The sequence below is a fragment of the Brevibacillus parabrevis genome, from assembly GCF_003710905.1.
Lineage (GTDB): Bacteria > Bacillota > Bacilli > Brevibacillales > Brevibacillaceae > Brevibacillus > Brevibacillus parabrevis.
In genome coordinates this window covers 170,415-185,921 of record NZ_RHHV01000009.1, presented here as the reverse complement: position 1 = coordinate 185,921, position 15,507 = coordinate 170,415, and the positions used below count along the sequence as shown (strand labels likewise).

16 protein-coding genes are annotated in these 15,507 nt (G+C 52.3%); 12 read left to right on the top strand and 4 right to left on the bottom strand.

Annotated elements, in window-relative coordinates; all coding sequences use genetic code 11:
- Positions 1-30: 30 nt before the first annotated feature.
- Entirely contained in the window at positions 31-2,019 is a 1,989-nt protein-coding gene (locus EDM60_RS12140; protein WP_122964213.1) for a bifunctional 2',3'-cyclic-nucleotide 2'-phosphodiesterase/3'-nucleotidase, read from the bottom strand.
- Positions 2,020-2,275: 256 nt separating this feature from the next.
- Between EDM60_RS12140 and EDM60_RS12135 the strand changes: the two genes are divergently transcribed.
- Positions 2,276-2,845 carry a BofC C-terminal domain-containing protein gene (locus tag EDM60_RS12135; RefSeq protein WP_122964212.1) on the top strand — a complete coding sequence of 190 codons (570 nt, stop codon included), beginning with the start codon at positions 2,276-2,278 and terminating at the stop codon, positions 2,843-2,845.
- 57 nt (positions 2,846-2,902) lie between these two features.
- Here the strand turns inward: EDM60_RS12135 and EDM60_RS12130 are convergent, their stop codons facing one another.
- Entirely contained in the window at positions 2,903-3,994 is a 1,092-nt protein-coding gene (locus EDM60_RS12130; RefSeq protein WP_122964211.1) for a hypothetical protein, read from the bottom strand.
- A 134-nt stretch (positions 3,995-4,128) separates the two neighbouring features.
- Between EDM60_RS12130 and EDM60_RS12125 the strand changes: the two genes are divergently transcribed.
- The 9 genes from EDM60_RS12125 (at position 4,129) to yajC (ending at position 11,545) form a co-directional block, all read left to right on the top strand.
- The gene (locus EDM60_RS12125) at positions 4,129-4,320 is read left to right on the top strand and encodes a hypothetical protein (protein ID WP_063230197.1); all 192 of its coding nucleotides are present in this window, start codon (positions 4,129-4,131) and stop codon (positions 4,318-4,320) included.
- Between the two features lie 124 nt (positions 4,321-4,444).
- The gene (gene ruvC / locus EDM60_RS12120) at positions 4,445-4,945 is read left to right on the top strand and encodes a crossover junction endodeoxyribonuclease RuvC (RefSeq protein WP_063230198.1); all 501 of its coding nucleotides are present in this window, start codon (positions 4,445-4,447) and stop codon (positions 4,943-4,945) included.
- Entirely contained in the window at positions 4,942-5,559 is a 618-nt protein-coding gene (gene ruvA, locus EDM60_RS12115; protein ID WP_122964210.1) for a Holliday junction branch migration protein RuvA, read from the top strand. Before ruvC ends, ruvA begins: the two co-directional genes overlap by 4 nt.
- Before the next feature lie 4 nt (positions 5,560-5,563).
- Complete coding sequence (gene ruvB / locus EDM60_RS12110) at positions 5,564-6,562, top strand: Holliday junction branch migration DNA helicase RuvB (RefSeq protein WP_122964209.1); 999 nt, start codon at positions 5,564-5,566, stop codon at positions 6,560-6,562.
- Positions 6,559-6,777: a DUF2905 domain-containing protein gene (locus EDM60_RS12105; protein WP_063230201.1), complete on the top strand. Its 219-nt coding sequence runs from the start codon at positions 6,559-6,561 to the stop codon at positions 6,775-6,777. Before ruvB ends, EDM60_RS12105 begins: the two co-directional genes overlap by 4 nt.
- A gap of 183 nt (positions 6,778-6,960) precedes the next feature.
- On the top strand, positions 6,961-8,889 hold the full coding sequence (locus EDM60_RS12100) for a SpoIID/LytB domain-containing protein (RefSeq protein ID WP_122964301.1): 1,929 nt from the start codon (positions 6,961-6,963) through the stop codon (positions 8,887-8,889).
- 43 nt (positions 8,890-8,932) lie between these two features.
- Positions 8,933-9,961, top strand: a complete 1,029-nt coding sequence (gene queA / locus EDM60_RS12095; RefSeq protein WP_122964208.1) for a tRNA preQ1(34) S-adenosylmethionine ribosyltransferase-isomerase QueA — start codon at positions 8,933-8,935, stop codon at positions 9,959-9,961.
- Positions 9,962-10,078: 117 nt separating this feature from the next.
- Positions 10,079-11,209: a tRNA guanosine(34) transglycosylase Tgt gene (gene tgt / locus EDM60_RS12090; RefSeq protein ID WP_063230203.1), complete on the top strand. Its 1,131-nt coding sequence runs from the start codon at positions 10,079-10,081 to the stop codon at positions 11,207-11,209.
- A 15-nt stretch (positions 11,210-11,224) separates the two neighbouring features.
- On the top strand, positions 11,225-11,545 hold the full coding sequence (gene yajC / locus EDM60_RS12085) for a preprotein translocase subunit YajC (RefSeq protein WP_063230204.1): 321 nt from the start codon (positions 11,225-11,227) through the stop codon (positions 11,543-11,545).
- Positions 11,546-11,605: 60 nt separating this feature from the next.
- Here the strand turns inward: yajC and EDM60_RS12080 are convergent, their stop codons facing one another.
- Positions 11,606-12,007: a TIGR04086 family membrane protein gene (locus tag EDM60_RS12080; protein WP_122964207.1), complete on the bottom strand. Its 402-nt coding sequence runs from the start codon at positions 12,005-12,007 to the stop codon at positions 11,606-11,608.
- A gap of 133 nt (positions 12,008-12,140) precedes the next feature.
- On the opposite strand from EDM60_RS12080, the gene corA reads away from it, so the two are divergent.
- On the top strand, positions 12,141-13,118 hold the full coding sequence (corA, locus tag EDM60_RS12075) for a magnesium/cobalt transporter CorA (RefSeq protein ID WP_063230206.1): 978 nt from the start codon (positions 12,141-12,143) through the stop codon (positions 13,116-13,118).
- An 89-nt stretch (positions 13,119-13,207) separates the two neighbouring features.
- Entirely contained in the window at positions 13,208-13,900 is a 693-nt protein-coding gene (locus EDM60_RS12070; protein WP_254456891.1) for a DUF421 domain-containing protein, read from the top strand.
- Positions 13,901-13,903: 3 nt separating this feature from the next.
- On the opposite strand, the gene spoVB is transcribed toward EDM60_RS12070, so the two are convergent.
- Positions 13,904-15,490 (bottom strand): stage V sporulation protein B, encoded by a 1,587-nt coding sequence (spoVB, locus tag EDM60_RS12065; protein WP_122964205.1) that lies wholly within the window; start codon positions 15,488-15,490, stop codon positions 13,904-13,906.
- Between the last annotated feature and the right edge of the window lie 17 nt (positions 15,491-15,507).

Below are 15,507 nucleotides of genomic sequence, written 5' to 3'. Positions count from 1 at the left end.
TCATGAGGGATGTTTGTCTTGCGTCGAAGCTTATTTGGAAGCTGGTTTGGACAAGTCGATGGAGAATTTGGCGAAACCGGATTCCAGTTGGCTGATGAATTTCAGGTTGGAGATTTTTTCTGCAAATGGCTTCGCATCTGGCGAAGAAGTGAAGGTTACGTTCACTTTTTCTTTGATTGGCGCAAATGTCCAGTTGTTGTCAGCCGCAGGGTTGATGTCTTTTTGGCTCAAGATGTAGTCGATGACAACTTGACGGTTTTCGTCTGGAGAATCGATGATGATGTTTTTGCCGTCCAGACCTGGGAAGCTTCCGCCGCCGCTTGCACGGTAGTTGTTCGTTACGACGATGAACTTGTCTTCCGGTTTGACAGGCTTGCCGTTGTAGGACAGGTTTTTGATGCGGTTGGCATCTTTGTTAGCCAGCTTGCCGTCTACAGCGTATTTGGATGGTTGAGTCACATCGATTTGATAGGTTACGCCATCGATTACATCGTAGTTGTAAGTTGGGAATGCTTCGTTTACGAGCGGTTGCTCTTCTGTTTTCTTCACATCGATCTGGTTGAATTGGCCAGCGGAGCGCTCCAGCCATTCTTGCAGCTGGGAACCGTTGATCAGGACAGCTTTCAACGTGTTTGGATAGATGTACAGGTCAGATACGTTTTTGATGGCGATTGTGCCGGCAGGGATGTTCGTGTAGTAAGTTGCGCCGTTGCGGCCGCCCGCTTTGAACGGTGCTCCTGCGGACAGCACTGGAATGCCGTCGTATTCGGTACCTTTCACGTTTTTCTCAACGAACCATTTTTGTGCATTGGTCACGATCTGGATGGATGGGTCATCTTGCACCAGCGCGAAGTAGCTGAAGATAGGGGAAGATGTTTTCCCTACTGCGGAACGCACCCATTCCACTGTGTGATCATGATCTTCTTTTACAGCGTCCAGTACGGCCTTGTCTGCATCAGCCAGGGACGCTTTGTTTGTTTTGTCGTAGATTGGAACGGTTTTGGTAACGGATTCCGTTACTTTCCATTTGCCGTTTTCTTGGGTGAGTGTCAGGTCGATCACGCCCAGGTTGTTGCCCCAGTAGCCAGGCATTACAGCCGGTTTGCCGTTGATGGTGCCTTTTGTACCGTCAACGCCAGGGATGTTTTCAAAGCCAGGACCCGGGAATACCAGGTGGGAGTGGCCGAACAGGATGGCGTCGATGCCATCGATTTTGCTCAATTGGTAGCTGGCGTTCTCCAGGTTCGCTCCGCCTTCAACAGGACCGATGCCAGAGTGAGGAACCGCGACGATGATGTCTGCTCCCTTTTTCTTCATTTCAGGGATGAATTTGTTGGCGCTTTCCACGATGTCTTTGGCGATGACTTTGCCTTCCAGGTTCGCTTTGTCCCACTGCATGATTTGCGGAGGTACAAATCCGATTACGCCGACTTTCAGCGTCACTTCTTTTCCGCTCTCATCCTTGAATTTGCGCTCCAGGATTTGGTAAGGGGTGAACATGTTTTTATCGTTGTCCGGATTTTTATCCTTGTCGTCAATGTAGACGTTGGAGTTGATGTAAGGGAATTTTGCACCTTTCAGGCTGCGATCGAGGTGCTCCAAACCGAAGTTGAACTCGTGGTTTCCGATGTTGCCCAGATCGTAGTTCAACAGGTTCATCGCTTTGTAAACCGGGTGAGTTTCTCCGTCTTTCAAAGGATCGATTTTAGCAACATAGTCGCCGAGCGGGTTTCCTTGCAACAGGTCGCCGTTGTCGATGAGAATGCTGTTTTTCGCTTCGTCTCTCGCTTTTTTGATCAACGTCGCTGTTTTGGCGAAACCAAATTCATCTGTGGACTTGTCTTGATAGTAGTCGTAGTTCACGATGTTGGTGTGGATGTCAGTTGTTTCGAGCAAGCGGAGTTTCAGGGTGGAACTAGCTGCGGCGCTCACAGGCGTAGTAGAGAAAGTGAGAGCGCTGACAACTAAAGAAGTGCTGAGGAGAAAAGCGGTCAGCATTTTTTTGTTTGCCTTTTTCATGTTTTGATTGACCTCCATAAGTTCACAATGAATACCAAGCAAAAATAGTTTATCACTAGAATCAATAGATTGGTAGATAATTGCAGGTTAAGATTATTAAATTTTGGCTATTGACAAAAATCATAAAATGTTTCCTCGTTTTGTCGTTTCGTGGAAGTGAATTTCTAGCCAATTACGAATGTTGAGTGATTCATGTATGGCCCCGATCCAACATGGCGACACTAGAAAAAAAGCTTGTGAAGGGGTTCATCGAACAATGCGAAAAAAATGGATGGTGTACGCATCGTGGAGCGCGGCGCTTCTCACAGGTGTCGTATTGGGCATCCTGCTGGCAGGCAGCGGAAGCAAAGGGACGGGGCTTTCGCAGTTGATGTACACGGGCATAGGCAGGACGGCCGAGGTGACAGGGAAGCCATATGAGCTTGTATTGACGCGAAGCTATTTGTGTGGTGTCCGAGACGAAGAGCGGCGTCCTGTCGGCACGGGATATCTCCCTCAAGCGATGGGAGAATACAAAGGCTGGGAGATCGTGACTTCCGATGCCGCCAAGATGATCCTGATGAAAAGGGAGCAGGACATTTCTCCTGCCTGCAAAGAAAACGGTCATTTCGGACTGTCAGCGGACGGCATGCTGACTTTGTTTCACGGTGTGCCAACGGAACAGGACGTCATCCAGACTTTTTACCGGATCAATACGGAGAAAATGGAAGCGAATCTGCCCAAAGAAGAGCTGGAGAACTTAAAGCGGGGCATTCGCATCCGCAATCTGGCGGAGTACAACAGCATTCTTTCCACGTATGGGGAGTTTCAACTGGATGCGCCATGATCATCAGGGAAGGGAAAAGCCGGAGAGCGATTCCGGCTTTTTTCTATATTTATAGCCTTATAGCTCTACCGCGATGACGCGCCATCTGTCCCACGGAACCGGGCGATGGAGGACAAACGTCCACTTTTCCTTGCGCTCGTCGTTGTTCCGCGTGAAGTAGGTCAGATGAACGGGCACTTCTAACAGCAAGGGACCTTTTTCATCGGAAGGGATGACCATCTCGGTTTTGCGAATCGATGCTACTTGCGCCAGGCGATCTGGCAGCGGAAAGCCGTCTGTCGTCATCCGCAGCGAATGAATGTCCTGTTCGTGCAGGGCGGTCAAAAAATAGCCGACCAGCTCTTCGGCAGATGCCCCGATCAAGTTCGCGGCCAGAGAGCCGGAAGCTTTTTGGATCATCAGGCTGTGGCTCGGGTCAGGCTCCTTGCGTTTGTGGGTAGAGCTGCCAAAAAAGTGGATGCAAAAGTGTCCGGGAAAGTCGTTTCCGGCGATAGCCCCCGCACCGTGAGGCATGCCGTGCATCGAGGCGGCGAAATAAACGCCGTTGACCTCCACGAGAATCGCCCTGCGCTTCCAGCTCCATTTGCCCTGATAAATTTTTTTCATCGTTTGGGTATCCGTACGTGTCAATGGCTGCACATCGGCATGGCGACTGCCCGCCCGGCGCTGGACGTGAAACCGTTCCCCTGTTTCCAGGTCGATGACGGTTGCGTATTCCATGCGCCCGAAAGTCTGCTTGACTTGTTCCCACGGAGTTGCTTTGGCGTAGTGCACACTTTCCACTTTTGCTACCAGATCTTCGATTTTTTGTTTCAAGTTTGCGCCCAGCATGTATTGCAGCGGGCGTTCCTTTTCAAACAAATTCCCGTCGTGATCGTACAAGAAATAGCGATTGTGCACGACAAGAGTCGCGCGGACCCAGTATGGATTCACATAGGCCGCGACTGTCTTTGCACGCAGCAGCTGCTTCACAAACGAGTGCTGGGCGCGAAACGTCAACGTGGAGTGAAAGGAAGAAGCGGGTGAGACCGAGACAGATACCGTGATTTCTTCTTTGCTTTTGGCATGGGCAGATTGGGCGGATGGCTCCGGGATCAACAGCGTCAGGAGAAGACAGATGAATACGAAAGCAAATCGTAAGTGTCGCACCGGATGAAAGCACCTCCACCAGTTATGTTGTCTTGACAAAAGCAGGGCAATGAGGTGTAAATCTTGGCATCATAAGCGTTGTGGTCGCACGCCATACTGTAGGCATACGGTGATCGAAGGAGGAGTCTTTTCATATGTCTACCATGCCAAGAGGTAGCTACAAAGACCAGTTCCATCAGCGTTTGTACGTTCAGTTGAATCAGGGACACAACAAGCTCAATTACCAGCAGATCAACAAAATCCAGGAGCAAATGCAGAGCGGTGTGGATGAATATGCCCACATGCAGCATGATGTGTCAGATACACTCGGGATGAACAAACACTAAAGCGACGCCGTATGGCCCGTTCCTCGCAAGCAGGAGCGGGCTTTTGCATGGAAATACACGTTCGCTTTTCGGGCGCTTTGTGATACAGTAGAGAGTAGAAACTTAAGCCTACGGAGAGTGGACTATGCGCATTTTAGGAATCGACCCTGGCATTGCGATCGTTGGGTTTGGGGTTCTGGATAAGCAGGGTAGCCAATTGCGTCCCGTCCAGTATGGAAGCATTCAGACAGAGGCAGGCTTGCCTGTTCCGCTTCGCCTGAAACAAATTTTTGAAGCGATGCAAAGCTTGCTGGAAACGTATCGACCAGATGAAATGTCAGTAGAAAAGCTGTTTTTCAATAAAAACGTGACAACCGCCTTCACCGTCGGGCAAGCGCGCGGCGTCATCCTGCTCGCGGCAGAGCTTGCCGGGGTGCCCGTGTACGAATACACGCCGATGCAAGTCAAGCAGGCGGTGACCGGGTACGGTGGGGCAGAGAAGAAGCAAATCCAGGAAATGACCAAGCTGCTCTTGCGGCTGAAAGAAGTGCCAAAGCCGGATGACGTGGCGGATGCGTTGGGGATTGCGATTACGCACGCACAGTTTAAGGCGTTTATCTCCATCTCGGAAGGAGTTCAAAAATGATTGATTTTGTGGAAGGGACACTTTGTTACCTGGATTCAGAATACATAGTCGTAGAGACTGGAGGGATCGGGTATCGCCTGTTCTGTCCCAATCCGTACCAGTTCGTTCGCTACGAGGGCAGCAAGACGAAGCTGTATACGCACCATCATGTCCGCGAAGACGCGATATTGCTCTACGGCTTTGCGACCCGCGACGAACGCGATTTGTTCCGCAAGCTGCTCGACGTGAGCGGCATCGGGCCAAAAGGCGGCCTGGCGATTCTCGCGGCTGCTACACCTGAGCAGCTCGTGATGGCCGTGCAACAAGAAAATGTGACATACTTGACCAAGTTCCCCGGGATCGGCAAAAAGACGGCACAGCGCATTATTCTCGATCTCAAGGACAAGTTGGTCGGCTATACGCCATCGGCGATTTTGACTGTCGCAGCCGGCGATCTGACGGCAGGCGAGCAGGCGGTATCCGCGTTGAACGAAGCGCTCGACGCCTTGACGGCGCTCGGCTATTCGGATGGCGAGCTGCAAAAAATCAGAAACGCGCTGTCGGAGAAATCCAAAGAGGGCGAGAGTGTAGAAAAGCTCATCAAGCAAGGGCTTGCCCTGCTCATGAGGGGGTAGGATTTTGGATCAGCGAATTATTACGACGCACATGAACTGGGAAGAGGATGCTGCGGAACTGAGCCTCCGTCCCCGTTATTTGAATGAGTACATCGGACAGCAGCATGTGAAGGAAAACTTGAAAATTTTCATCGAAGCGGCGAAAATGCGCAAAGAGTCGCTGGACCACGTCTTGCTGTACGGGCCGCCCGGATTGGGAAAAACGACGCTTTCGCAAATTATCGCCAACGAGCTTGGCGTCAACATCCGCACGACATCCGGGCCAGCCATCGAACGCCCTGGTGATCTGGCGGCGATTTTGACCAACTTGCAAGAGGGCGACGTGCTGTTTATCGACGAGATACACCGACTGAACCGGAGCGTCGAGGAAGTGCTGTACCCGGCCATGGAGGACTTTGCGCTCGACATCATCATCGGAAAAGGGCCAAGTGCGCGCAGCGTTCGCCTCGACTTGCCGCCGTTTACACTGGTGGGAGCGACGACGAGAGCAGGGATGCTTTCCGCTCCGCTCCGCGACCGATTCGGCGTGGTCAACCGGCTGGAGTTTTATACGGTTCCCGAGCTGACGTTTATCGTGTCGCGGGCTGCTGACATTTTGCAAGTCATCATTCGTGAGGGCGGGGCAGAGGAGATTGCCAGACGCTCGCGTGGCACCCCGCGCGTGGCGAATCGTCTGTTGAAGCGCGTGCGCGATTTTGCTCAGGTCAAGGGCGAGGGCGTCATCACGACAGAGATTGCGCAAGAAGCGCTGGAGCGGCTGCAAGTAGATGCATGCGGACTGGATCATATCGATCACAAGCTGCTGCTTGCGATTATCGAGCGCTTTGACGGCGGTCCGGTCGGACTGGATACGATTGCCGCCACCATCGGGGAAGAGGCGCAAACGGTAGAAGACGTGTGCGAACCGTATTTGATGCAGATCGGCTTTATGCAGCGGACGCCGCGGGGACGTGTGCTCACCCCGAGTGCGTACCAGCATTTTGGGCGGGAGATGAAATCGTGAATCCAATAGCCAAGCTACTCGTCATCGGCGGGGCCGTCCTGATCGTCATCGGCTTGTTGTGGCAGGTAGGCGGACGCTTCTTGCCTTTGGGGCGCCTGCCGGGAGATATCGTCGTGGAAAAGGAAAACGTCAAGTTTTATTTTCCGATTGTGACGTGTATTGTGATTAGCGTCGTCCTGTCGCTTCTGATGTATGTCATCCGGCTTTTCAAGTGAGAGCGCTTCTCTTTTGCACATGTAGAACAAAGCTTACGCCATCGGAGCTGGGTGCCCGATGGCTTTTTGCATGCAAGCGGATTGGTCCCATTTTGGGAAAAAGGGCAGGAAAATCTCCAGTGATTGTCGAAAAAGATGGGAGCGCATGCCAATTTTCGACGAAATCAGGAGAAAGGAAGGACGTTGGACGACATGAAAAAGAAGTGGATGGGGAAAGTCCTTTCGGCGGGTCTGATCACAGTGGCTCTCCTGGGAGGAACAGTACCGACTCAGGCGGCTGGCGACAACAATATCCGGGTAGCACTTTTTGTGGATATCGGAAAAGGATACAGGGGAGTAGTCCCTTCTGTTACACTTACGGCTGAAAAAGGGATGGAAGTGACGTTGACAGGCCCGGAAGGCAAAATAGAGCTGCCTGAATTAGATGGAGACGCTGTCCGCTACCGGGTGGACGAGTACCATCTGGTTGTAGCGCAGACTTCTGACTGGAATCAGGCGCAGCAAATCGCTCAACTCATGAGCCAGAAAAAATACGAAGGCTCGATTCAAGTGGTCAATCGGGGCGGACAAACGCTTTATCAAATCGTAAGCGGCACGTACGATACGTATCAGGCCGCAGCTGCACAGGTGGCGGCAGTAGCACAAGCGACAGGCCAGAAGCCGATCGTTCAAGGCCCTCTTCGCTTGGAAGCTGGTCAGTTCAAGAGCTTGAGCGAAGCGCAGAAGTGGCAAGAAGCTTTTGAACAAAAAGGAATCGCGGCTTATCCCGTGCTTTTGTCAAACGGCGAGAAGGTCAAATACGCGGTATGGATCGGCGACGAAGTCAGTCAGGAAGCGCTCTCGTCCCTGGCGCGCAAAGCGAGCAATGCGCTGCCGAACTTTTCTTACTCGGCACCTTCGAGCCAATCTTACGTCGTGCTGAAGCAAGACGTATTCGGATCGCCGGACGAGCCGATCTGGAAGTATGTGTTCTCGCCGCAAGCCAAGCTGACAGTAGAAGCGAAAAAGGCGGACGGCGAATCATTGCTCGGGGTTGTGGAGCGCGATCAGCGTACATACCGGGGAGAGATGGAGCTGTCGGAATACAACGGTCATTTGACGGTTGTGAATGAACTGCCGATGGAACAATACTTGTATGGGGTTGTCGGTTCGGAAATGGCTCCGGGCTGGCCGCTCGAAGCGCTGAAAACACAAGCGGTGCTGTCGCGCACTCGCGCCTTGTGGCAAGGAAACAAATACGGGATTGCCAATGTCTCCGATACGGTGATGGAGCAAGCCTATTACGGATATGGAAAAGAGTCGGAAGACGTTCGCGAGGCGGTCGATGAGACAAAAGGAGAAGCCATTTATTACCAAGGTAACCTGGTCGAATCGTTGTTTTATTCCAATGCAGGCGGGATGACAGCGGACGGTACGGAAGTATGGGGCAATCCTGTTCCGTATTTGCGTTCGGTGGAAAGCGATGACGCGCTGCCTGTAGACGGTGTGAATGCGTGGTATCGCGTGCAGCTTGCAGATGGCTCGATCGGCTATGTCCGCGGCGACCTGATCAGAGAAAGCGGCACAGATGACACGGGAGCGAGGATGGCTGTCATTACGACAGAAAATACGAATCTGCGTCTGGGACCAAGCACGGCGACCCGGGTTTTGTCTACGTTGCCGAACGGAGCGGAAGTGACGATTCTCTCCCAAGAGGCAGAAGAGAATGCCTACGCGTGGACGCGCGGGCCTTTTACCTCGGCTGAATTGACGGCGATGATCAATGCGAATCAGGACAAAAACAAGGCTCCCCGCATTCCCGGGAACGTCACCAGTCTGAAAGTGACGAAGCGAGGACCATCGGGACGTGTCATCGCGATGGAGGCAAACGGCATTCCGATCAAGGTAACGGCACCGGATGCTTTCCGTTCGATCTTTTCCCAGGGCGGTACGGCATTGCGCAGTACAAAATTTGACGTAGAGGTAGTCAAGGGTGGACAGTTCCTGTTCCGCGGAAACGGTTTCGGACATGGACTGGGTGTATCGCAATACGGCGCTCGTGCCATGGCACAGGGCGGGTATGACTATCAGCAGATTTTGCAACACTATTACCAGGATGTGACAATCGACTAGCAAGCTTTTGCCACATGAACTGTCATTAAAGGAGTAACGAGTCGTGGACGTGCAACAATTTGATTTTGATTTGCCGGAGCATCTGATTGCCCAGCATCCTTTGGAAGACCGGACATCATCGCGGCTGCTTGTTTTGGACAAACAGACGGGGGCGATTGCGCATCGGCGGTTTACCGATCTGATCGACCATTTGCAGCCCGGAGATGTACTGGTTATGAACGACAGCCGTGTGCTTCCGGCCAGACTGATCGGGGAAAAGGCCGAGACGGGAGCGAAAATCGAGATCCTGTTGTTGAAATCGCTGGGAGACGATCGCTGGGAAACGCTGGTGAAGCCTGGAAAGCGAATGAAGCCGGGAACCGAGGTCGTTTTCGGAAACGGTCTTTTGCGTTGCGTATGCGAGGAAGCGACGGAAACGGGTGGACGGATTGTTCGTTTTTTGTACGAGGGAATTTTTTACGAGATTCTCGATCAACTGGGATCAATGCCGCTGCCGCCGTACATCCATGCGCAGCTCGAAGACAGCGAGCGCTACCAGACCGTTTACGCGAGAGAGCGGGGATCGGCGGCAGCTCCGACTGCTGGCTTGCACTTTACGAAGCCGTACTTGGAACAAATTGCGGCCAAAGGCGTACAGCTTGCTTACGTGACGCTGCATGTGGGGCTGGGAACGTTCCGGCCTGTATCGGCTGATTCTGTCGAGGAGCACGTCATGCATGCCGAGTATTACGAGATTCCCGAAGAAACTGTGGAGCTGGTGAACAAGGCAAAAGCGGAAGGGAGAAGGGTCATCGCCGTCGGGACGACTTCATGCCGGACGCTGGAAACGGTCGGCCGGGCCAACGAAGGCAAGCTGGTGGCTGCGTCCGGCTGGACGGACATTTTCATCTATCCGGGCTATACGTTCTCGATACTGGACGGACTTTTGACGAATTTCCACTTGCCCAAATCGACACTCGTCATGCTGGTCAGCGCGCTGGCAGGCAAAGAACATGTCATGAATGCGTACAAGACGGCAGTTCGTGAGGAATACCGCTTCTTCAGTTTCGGAGACGCCATGCTGATTGTCTAAAAAACGCCACATCCCACCCGCATAAGTGTATACTTATAAGTCGGGTGGGTTTACTTCACTCTCAAGTTTTCTTATAATAGGAAAGACTTACATACATAGCTTGAGGAGTGCGACAATTTGGCTGTACGTTACGAATTAATCAAAACATGCAAGCAAACAGGCGCCAGGCTCGGTAAGCTGCACACTCCGCATGGGACGATCGACACTCCTGTCTTTATGCCAGTCGGCACGCAGGCAACAGTCAAGACGATGAGTCCCGAAGAGTTGAAGGCGATCGGAGCGGGCATTATCCTCAGTAATACCTACCATCTGTTTCTCCGTCCAGGGCATGAAATTGTCCGGGAAGCTGGCGGACTGCACGGCTTCATGAACTGGGACCGTGCCATCCTGACCGATTCTGGCGGATTTCAAGTATTCAGCTTGAGCAACCTACGCAAGATTACGGAGGAAGGGGTTTCCTTCCGTTCACATCTTAACGGAGAAAAGCTGTTTATCGGCCCTGAGGAGGCCACACAGATCCAAAACGCGCTCGGAGCCGATATTTTTATGGCATTTGACGAGTGCGCCCCTTATCCTGCGGAGTACGATTACGTGAAAAAGTCGATGGAGCGCACAACCAGATGGGCAGAACGCTGCCTCAAGGCACATGCGCGGCCAAACGACCAGGCCCTTTTCGGAATCGTGCAAGGCGGGATGTTCAACGACCTGCGCGAGCAGAGCGCCAAAGATCTCATTTCCATGGATTTTCCAGGTTATGCGATTGGCGGTTTGAGCGTGGGAGAGCCGTTCCCCTTGATGTACGAAGTGCTGGAACATACGGTTCCGCTGCTTCCTGCAAACAAGCCTCGCTACCTCATGGGAGTAGGATCACCTGACGCTCTCATCGACGGAGCGATCCGCGGCATCGACATGTTTGACTGCGTACTGCCGACGCGGATTGCCCGCAACGGGACATGCATGACAAGCCAGGGAAGACTGGTGATCCGCAATGCGAAGTTCGCGCGAGATTTTACTCCGCTCGACCCGAATTGCGATTGCTACACCTGCAAGAATTACACCCGCGCTTACATCCGCCATCTCATCAAGGCGGAGGAGACCTTTGGCATTCGTTTGACCACCTACCACAATCTGCATTTCCTTGTGAAGCTGATGGAGCAGGTGCGCCAAGCGATTGCGGAAGACCGCTTGCAAGATTTCCGGGACCAGTTTTTCGCTCAATATGGATTGGGTGAAGATAGATCTTTTTAATCGAGGGGGATTTTCATGGAAGGCTTGACACAGTTTTTACCGATTATCATCATGTTTGCGATTTTCTACTTCTTGCTGATTCGCCCGCAACAAAAGAAAGCAAAACAACGCAACGCCATGCTGGCTGCTGTCAAAAAAGGCGACAAGATCGTAACAATCGGCGGCATGCACGGCACCATTCAAGAGTTGACTGACGATACAGTGACTCTGCGCATTGCCCACAACGTAAACGTTACATTCGATCGCGGTGCGATCAACAGCGTGACATCCGCAAGCAATGAGCCGGCGAAAAGCGAACCAGCTAAAGTCGAATTGGAAAAAGAAGAATCCAAATAAAGCAAAGAAAAAGCAGGTGGGGAAAATCCCGCCTGCTTTTTTCTTGGACGCATAAGCTTGTTAGCGTCTGGGCTTGAAATTTTTCGGCTTTTGGCTGGAGTTGGCGGAATTGACGCCGAGAATGCCGCCCAATGCTGCAACTCCGAACGCACCGAGCAAAAAGAGGAACGTTCCCCATTGCATCGGGGCATCGAATCCCAGAAAACCGATCAAGAGAATCAGGAGAAAATAAGAAAATCCGGTCAGACCCCCGTAGTACCAGCCTTTGCCGCCACAGCGCTTTCCGGTGACGAAGCCGCCGACCAGAAGAGCAACCGCATTGATGATGTACGTAAAATAAGGCAAAGAGCCTTCGCGCATGCTGGTGAAGCTCAGAAGCAAGGTTGCGAGCAATGCCCCGAACAAAACAAGTCCTGTCGTGTACAATAGACCTGTCAGCACAGAGGTGGATGCACTCCGCACAATGTTTACCCCCTCACTGATCAACTGTTTGTACCATCTATATGAATGGCCTGGCCGCTCTATTCATCTTCGCGTTGAACATTAGGAGGAATTTTCGTATGATGGATGGGGAACGAGACGGGGGTGAGGAAGGTTGATCAAAACGTACTTTTATAACCACTCAGAGCAGAAGATGTTTCATGATGTTGATCTGGCGACAAAAGATCAATGGTTGAAATCTCCGGAGGATTTGCTCTGGATCGATCTGTATGATGTGGGGAACAATGAACTGCCCTATATTGCCAAGATCTTCGACTTTCACCCACTGGCAATTGAGGACTGCCTGCACGTCAGTCCACGTGCCAAGGTAGACAAGTACGATGATTACTATTTCTTCGTTTTTCACGCCCTGCGTTACAATGAAGAAAGCGATGACGAGATTACCACGGTAGAACTGAACGTTTTTCTCGGCCCTAATTACATCGTGACGATCCACAAATCCCCGATGAACACGATCGGGCGGATCGCAGCCATGTGTCACCGCAACAATTCCTATCTGAACCGGGGTCCCGACTATTTGCTGTATGCGATTGTCGACGGGATTACCGACGAGTATTTTCCGATTATCGATCGGATTAGTGTGCGGATTGACGAGCTGGAGGACGAGATTTACGAGCATCAGATGGAGGAAATTACAGAGGAGTTCCTGGCGCTGAAGCGGACGATTATTTTGATCAGGCGTGTCATCATGCCGCAAAAACGAATCTTCGCCAATGTGAATGGCCGCTTCTCTTTCGATATTTCCGAGGAAAACGTTCCGTTCTACAGCGACTTGACCGACCACCTGGAGCGGATCTCCGACTCGACAGAGACTTTCCGCGACCTGGTGAACGGTGCGCTCGATACGTATTACACGATCATCAGCGCCAAGACGACCGAGACGATGCGTGTACTCACGATCATCTCCACCATCATCCTGCCGCTTACGTTTATCACCGGGCTTTTCGGGATGAACACATTCGCCTGGCTGGGTGAGGAGGCAGAGCCTTACATGCTGATCGTAGCGCTTGTGATCATGCTGGCGATGACCTTCTTCATGCTGCACATTTTCCGCAAACGAAAGTGGTTGTAATTGGAGCTAATAGTTGCAAGCTCCCTGCCGAACAATAATATCAAATGTTCGATAGGGGGCGGCGGGAAGTGGAAGATATTTCAACTGTCATGTTGCGCACCCTTTTCTCGTATTTTTTCCTCCTGATCTTGCTCCGCATCATGGGCAAGCGAGAACTGGGAAAGTTGTCCGTTTTTGATGTGGTGATTTCCATTATGCTGGCTGAAATGGCGGCTCTGGCGATTGAGGATGTAGAAAAGCCTGGGTTGCGCTTTTATTTGCCGATGCTGTTGATTGCCGTTCTGGAAATCGCCATGGCGTATCTCTCGTTAAAGAGCAAGAAATTTCGCGATGTGGTCGACGGTTCAGCCGATATGATCATTGAAAACGGGCAAATCCGAGAACAGGCGATGCGCCGCAATCAGTTGAACATGGATGACCTGATGGTACATCTGCGGCAAAAAAACGTGAAAAATATTGCGGATGTCGAGTTCGCCCTGCTGGAGCCTACCGGGCAGATGAGCGTCTTTTTGAAGCCGGAAAAAGAGCATCTCACCCGTGGGGATATCGAACTGGCTAAAGAAGAACATATCGGGCCGGTTTCATACAAAGGCTTGCCCATTCCGTTGATTCTGGACGGCAAAGTCAGGCAGGAAGCTTTGCAAAAGATCGGGCAAAATCAACTGTGGCTCAAGCGGGAAATTCGCAAATACGGGATCAAGGACATCCGGGAAGTTTCCTTTTGCAGCATTGACGAGCGAGGAATTATGTACCTGGATAAAAAAGACAAGCCGCTACACTAGGTGTTAGCGGCGAGGGAAGAAGATGGCGAGCTGCTCTCCGATCCAGGGAATCCGGCGGACGTCCTGTTTGCCCAGGACGCGCATGGCGACCAGAAGGAGCAAATACAGCAAGCTGCTGATGGACGCGCTGGCGAGAAGCAGCTTGGCCGTCGAGGAATGCAAGAACAGGTGATCCGCCATGTATGAGCCGAGGTAACCCATGGCCAGCATGGCGATCCCAATTTTTCCGAACTCCCATACATCGACGGTAAATCCGATTTTTTTGATCAGGCTGGCAAAGTGCAAAAGGGTGCCCAATGTGATGCCAATATTGGTCGCAATGACGGCGCCGTGAATGCCGAAGGTCGGTTGGGCTGTAAAGACGAACATGGCGGCTGTTTTGATTACAGCGCTGATCAGCGTATTTCGGAAAACGACCTGGGCGTAGTCAAGACCTTGCAAGGCCGCTGCGAGCGGGGCCTGGAAAAAGAGGAACACGGAAAACGGAGCCAGCTCCTTGAGCAAGACGCCGACCTCTCGATATTCGCTGCCGTAGAGCAGTGTACATAACGGCTCCGCAAAAATAGTAAGCAGGACAGTACATGGTGCTCCGATTACGAGTGTGATGCGCATCGCTTGATAGATGCGCCGATGCACGAGAGGAGCATTTTTTTGATAGGCGGCCTCTGCTACGGCAGGAACGAGTGAAACGGACAAGGAATAGGTTAAAAAAGTGGGAAAAAGCAGCAGAGGTACGGCCATACCGGCAAACTGTCCGTACAATCCCGTTGCCGTGGCAGTCGTATACCCCGCGATGACGAGCGCCAGCGGTACGAGCATCGGTTCCAGGACGTAGGCGATCGAACCGATGATGCGGCTCAACGTGACGGGCAGAGCGACGTGAATCAGTTGGGAGATGTTTGTCTTGCTGGCAGAGACAGCTTGCAGAAACGGTCTTTCCAGAAGTTGCGCAGCAGCTTTTTTGCTTCCTTTGCGATATTGCCAGAGAATGTAGAGGAGTCCGGCGGCTTCCCCGAAAATAATGCTGGCGACTGCACCGGCTGTGGCATACTCGATCCCTGCGGACAAAAACGACATGGTCATGACGACGACCAGCGCCATGCGGGCCACTTGCTCCAGCAACTGGGAGATGGCGGTGGGGATCATGTTTTGCTTTCCCTGGAAGTATCCGCGCAGCACGAGTGAAATACTGGAGATCGGAATGACCGGGATGGCGGCGAGCATGACGATATGGGCGCGAGGGTCCGCGAATAGAGCGCCCGCAATCCAGTGGGAAAACAGCAGGAGCAGCGTGCAAACCAGCAAGCTGATGCCGCCAGCGACTGCGAGGGCGAGCAGCAAGTAGCGGCGGGTCATGCGCGGATTGTTAGCTGCCTCGGTTTCCGCCACTTGCTTGGCGATGGCGACAGGCAGACCGAATGTCGTCACCGTGATCAGAAAGTACAACAGGGGCACGACCATTTGATACAGCCCCATTCCTTCCGCTCCGATGATGCGTGAAAGCACGATCCTGTGAGCAAAGCCAAACACTTTGGTGATGCCGCCAGCAATGATGAGGATAACCGTTCCGTAAAAGAATGACTGTCTCATGGAAGGCTCCTTTGCAA

Coding starts and splice junctions, on each gene's coding strand:
- EDM60_RS12125 (WP_063230197.1), top strand. CDS start 4,129: ATGTCTACCATGCCAAGAGGTAGCTACAAAGACCAGTTCCATCAGCGT.
- ruvC (WP_063230198.1), top strand. CDS start 4,445: ATGCGCATTTTAGGAATCGACCCTGGCATTGCGATCGTTGGGTTTGGG.
- EDM60_RS12070 (WP_254456891.1), top strand. CDS start 13,208: ATGTTGCGCACCCTTTTCTCGTATTTTTTCCTCCTGATCTTGCTCCGC.
- spoVB (WP_122964205.1), bottom strand. CDS start 15,490: ATGAGACAGTCATTCTTTTACGGAACGGTTATCCTCATCATTGCTGGC.
- EDM60_RS12140 (WP_122964213.1), bottom strand. CDS start 2,019: ATGAAAAAGGCAAACAAAAAAATGCTGACCGCTTTTCTCCTCAGCACT.
- ruvA (WP_122964210.1), top strand. CDS start 4,942: ATGATTGATTTTGTGGAAGGGACACTTTGTTACCTGGATTCAGAATAC.
- EDM60_RS12135 (WP_122964212.1), top strand. CDS start 2,276: ATGCGAAAAAAATGGATGGTGTACGCATCGTGGAGCGCGGCGCTTCTC.
- yajC (WP_063230204.1), top strand. CDS start 11,225: ATGGAAGGCTTGACACAGTTTTTACCGATTATCATCATGTTTGCGATT.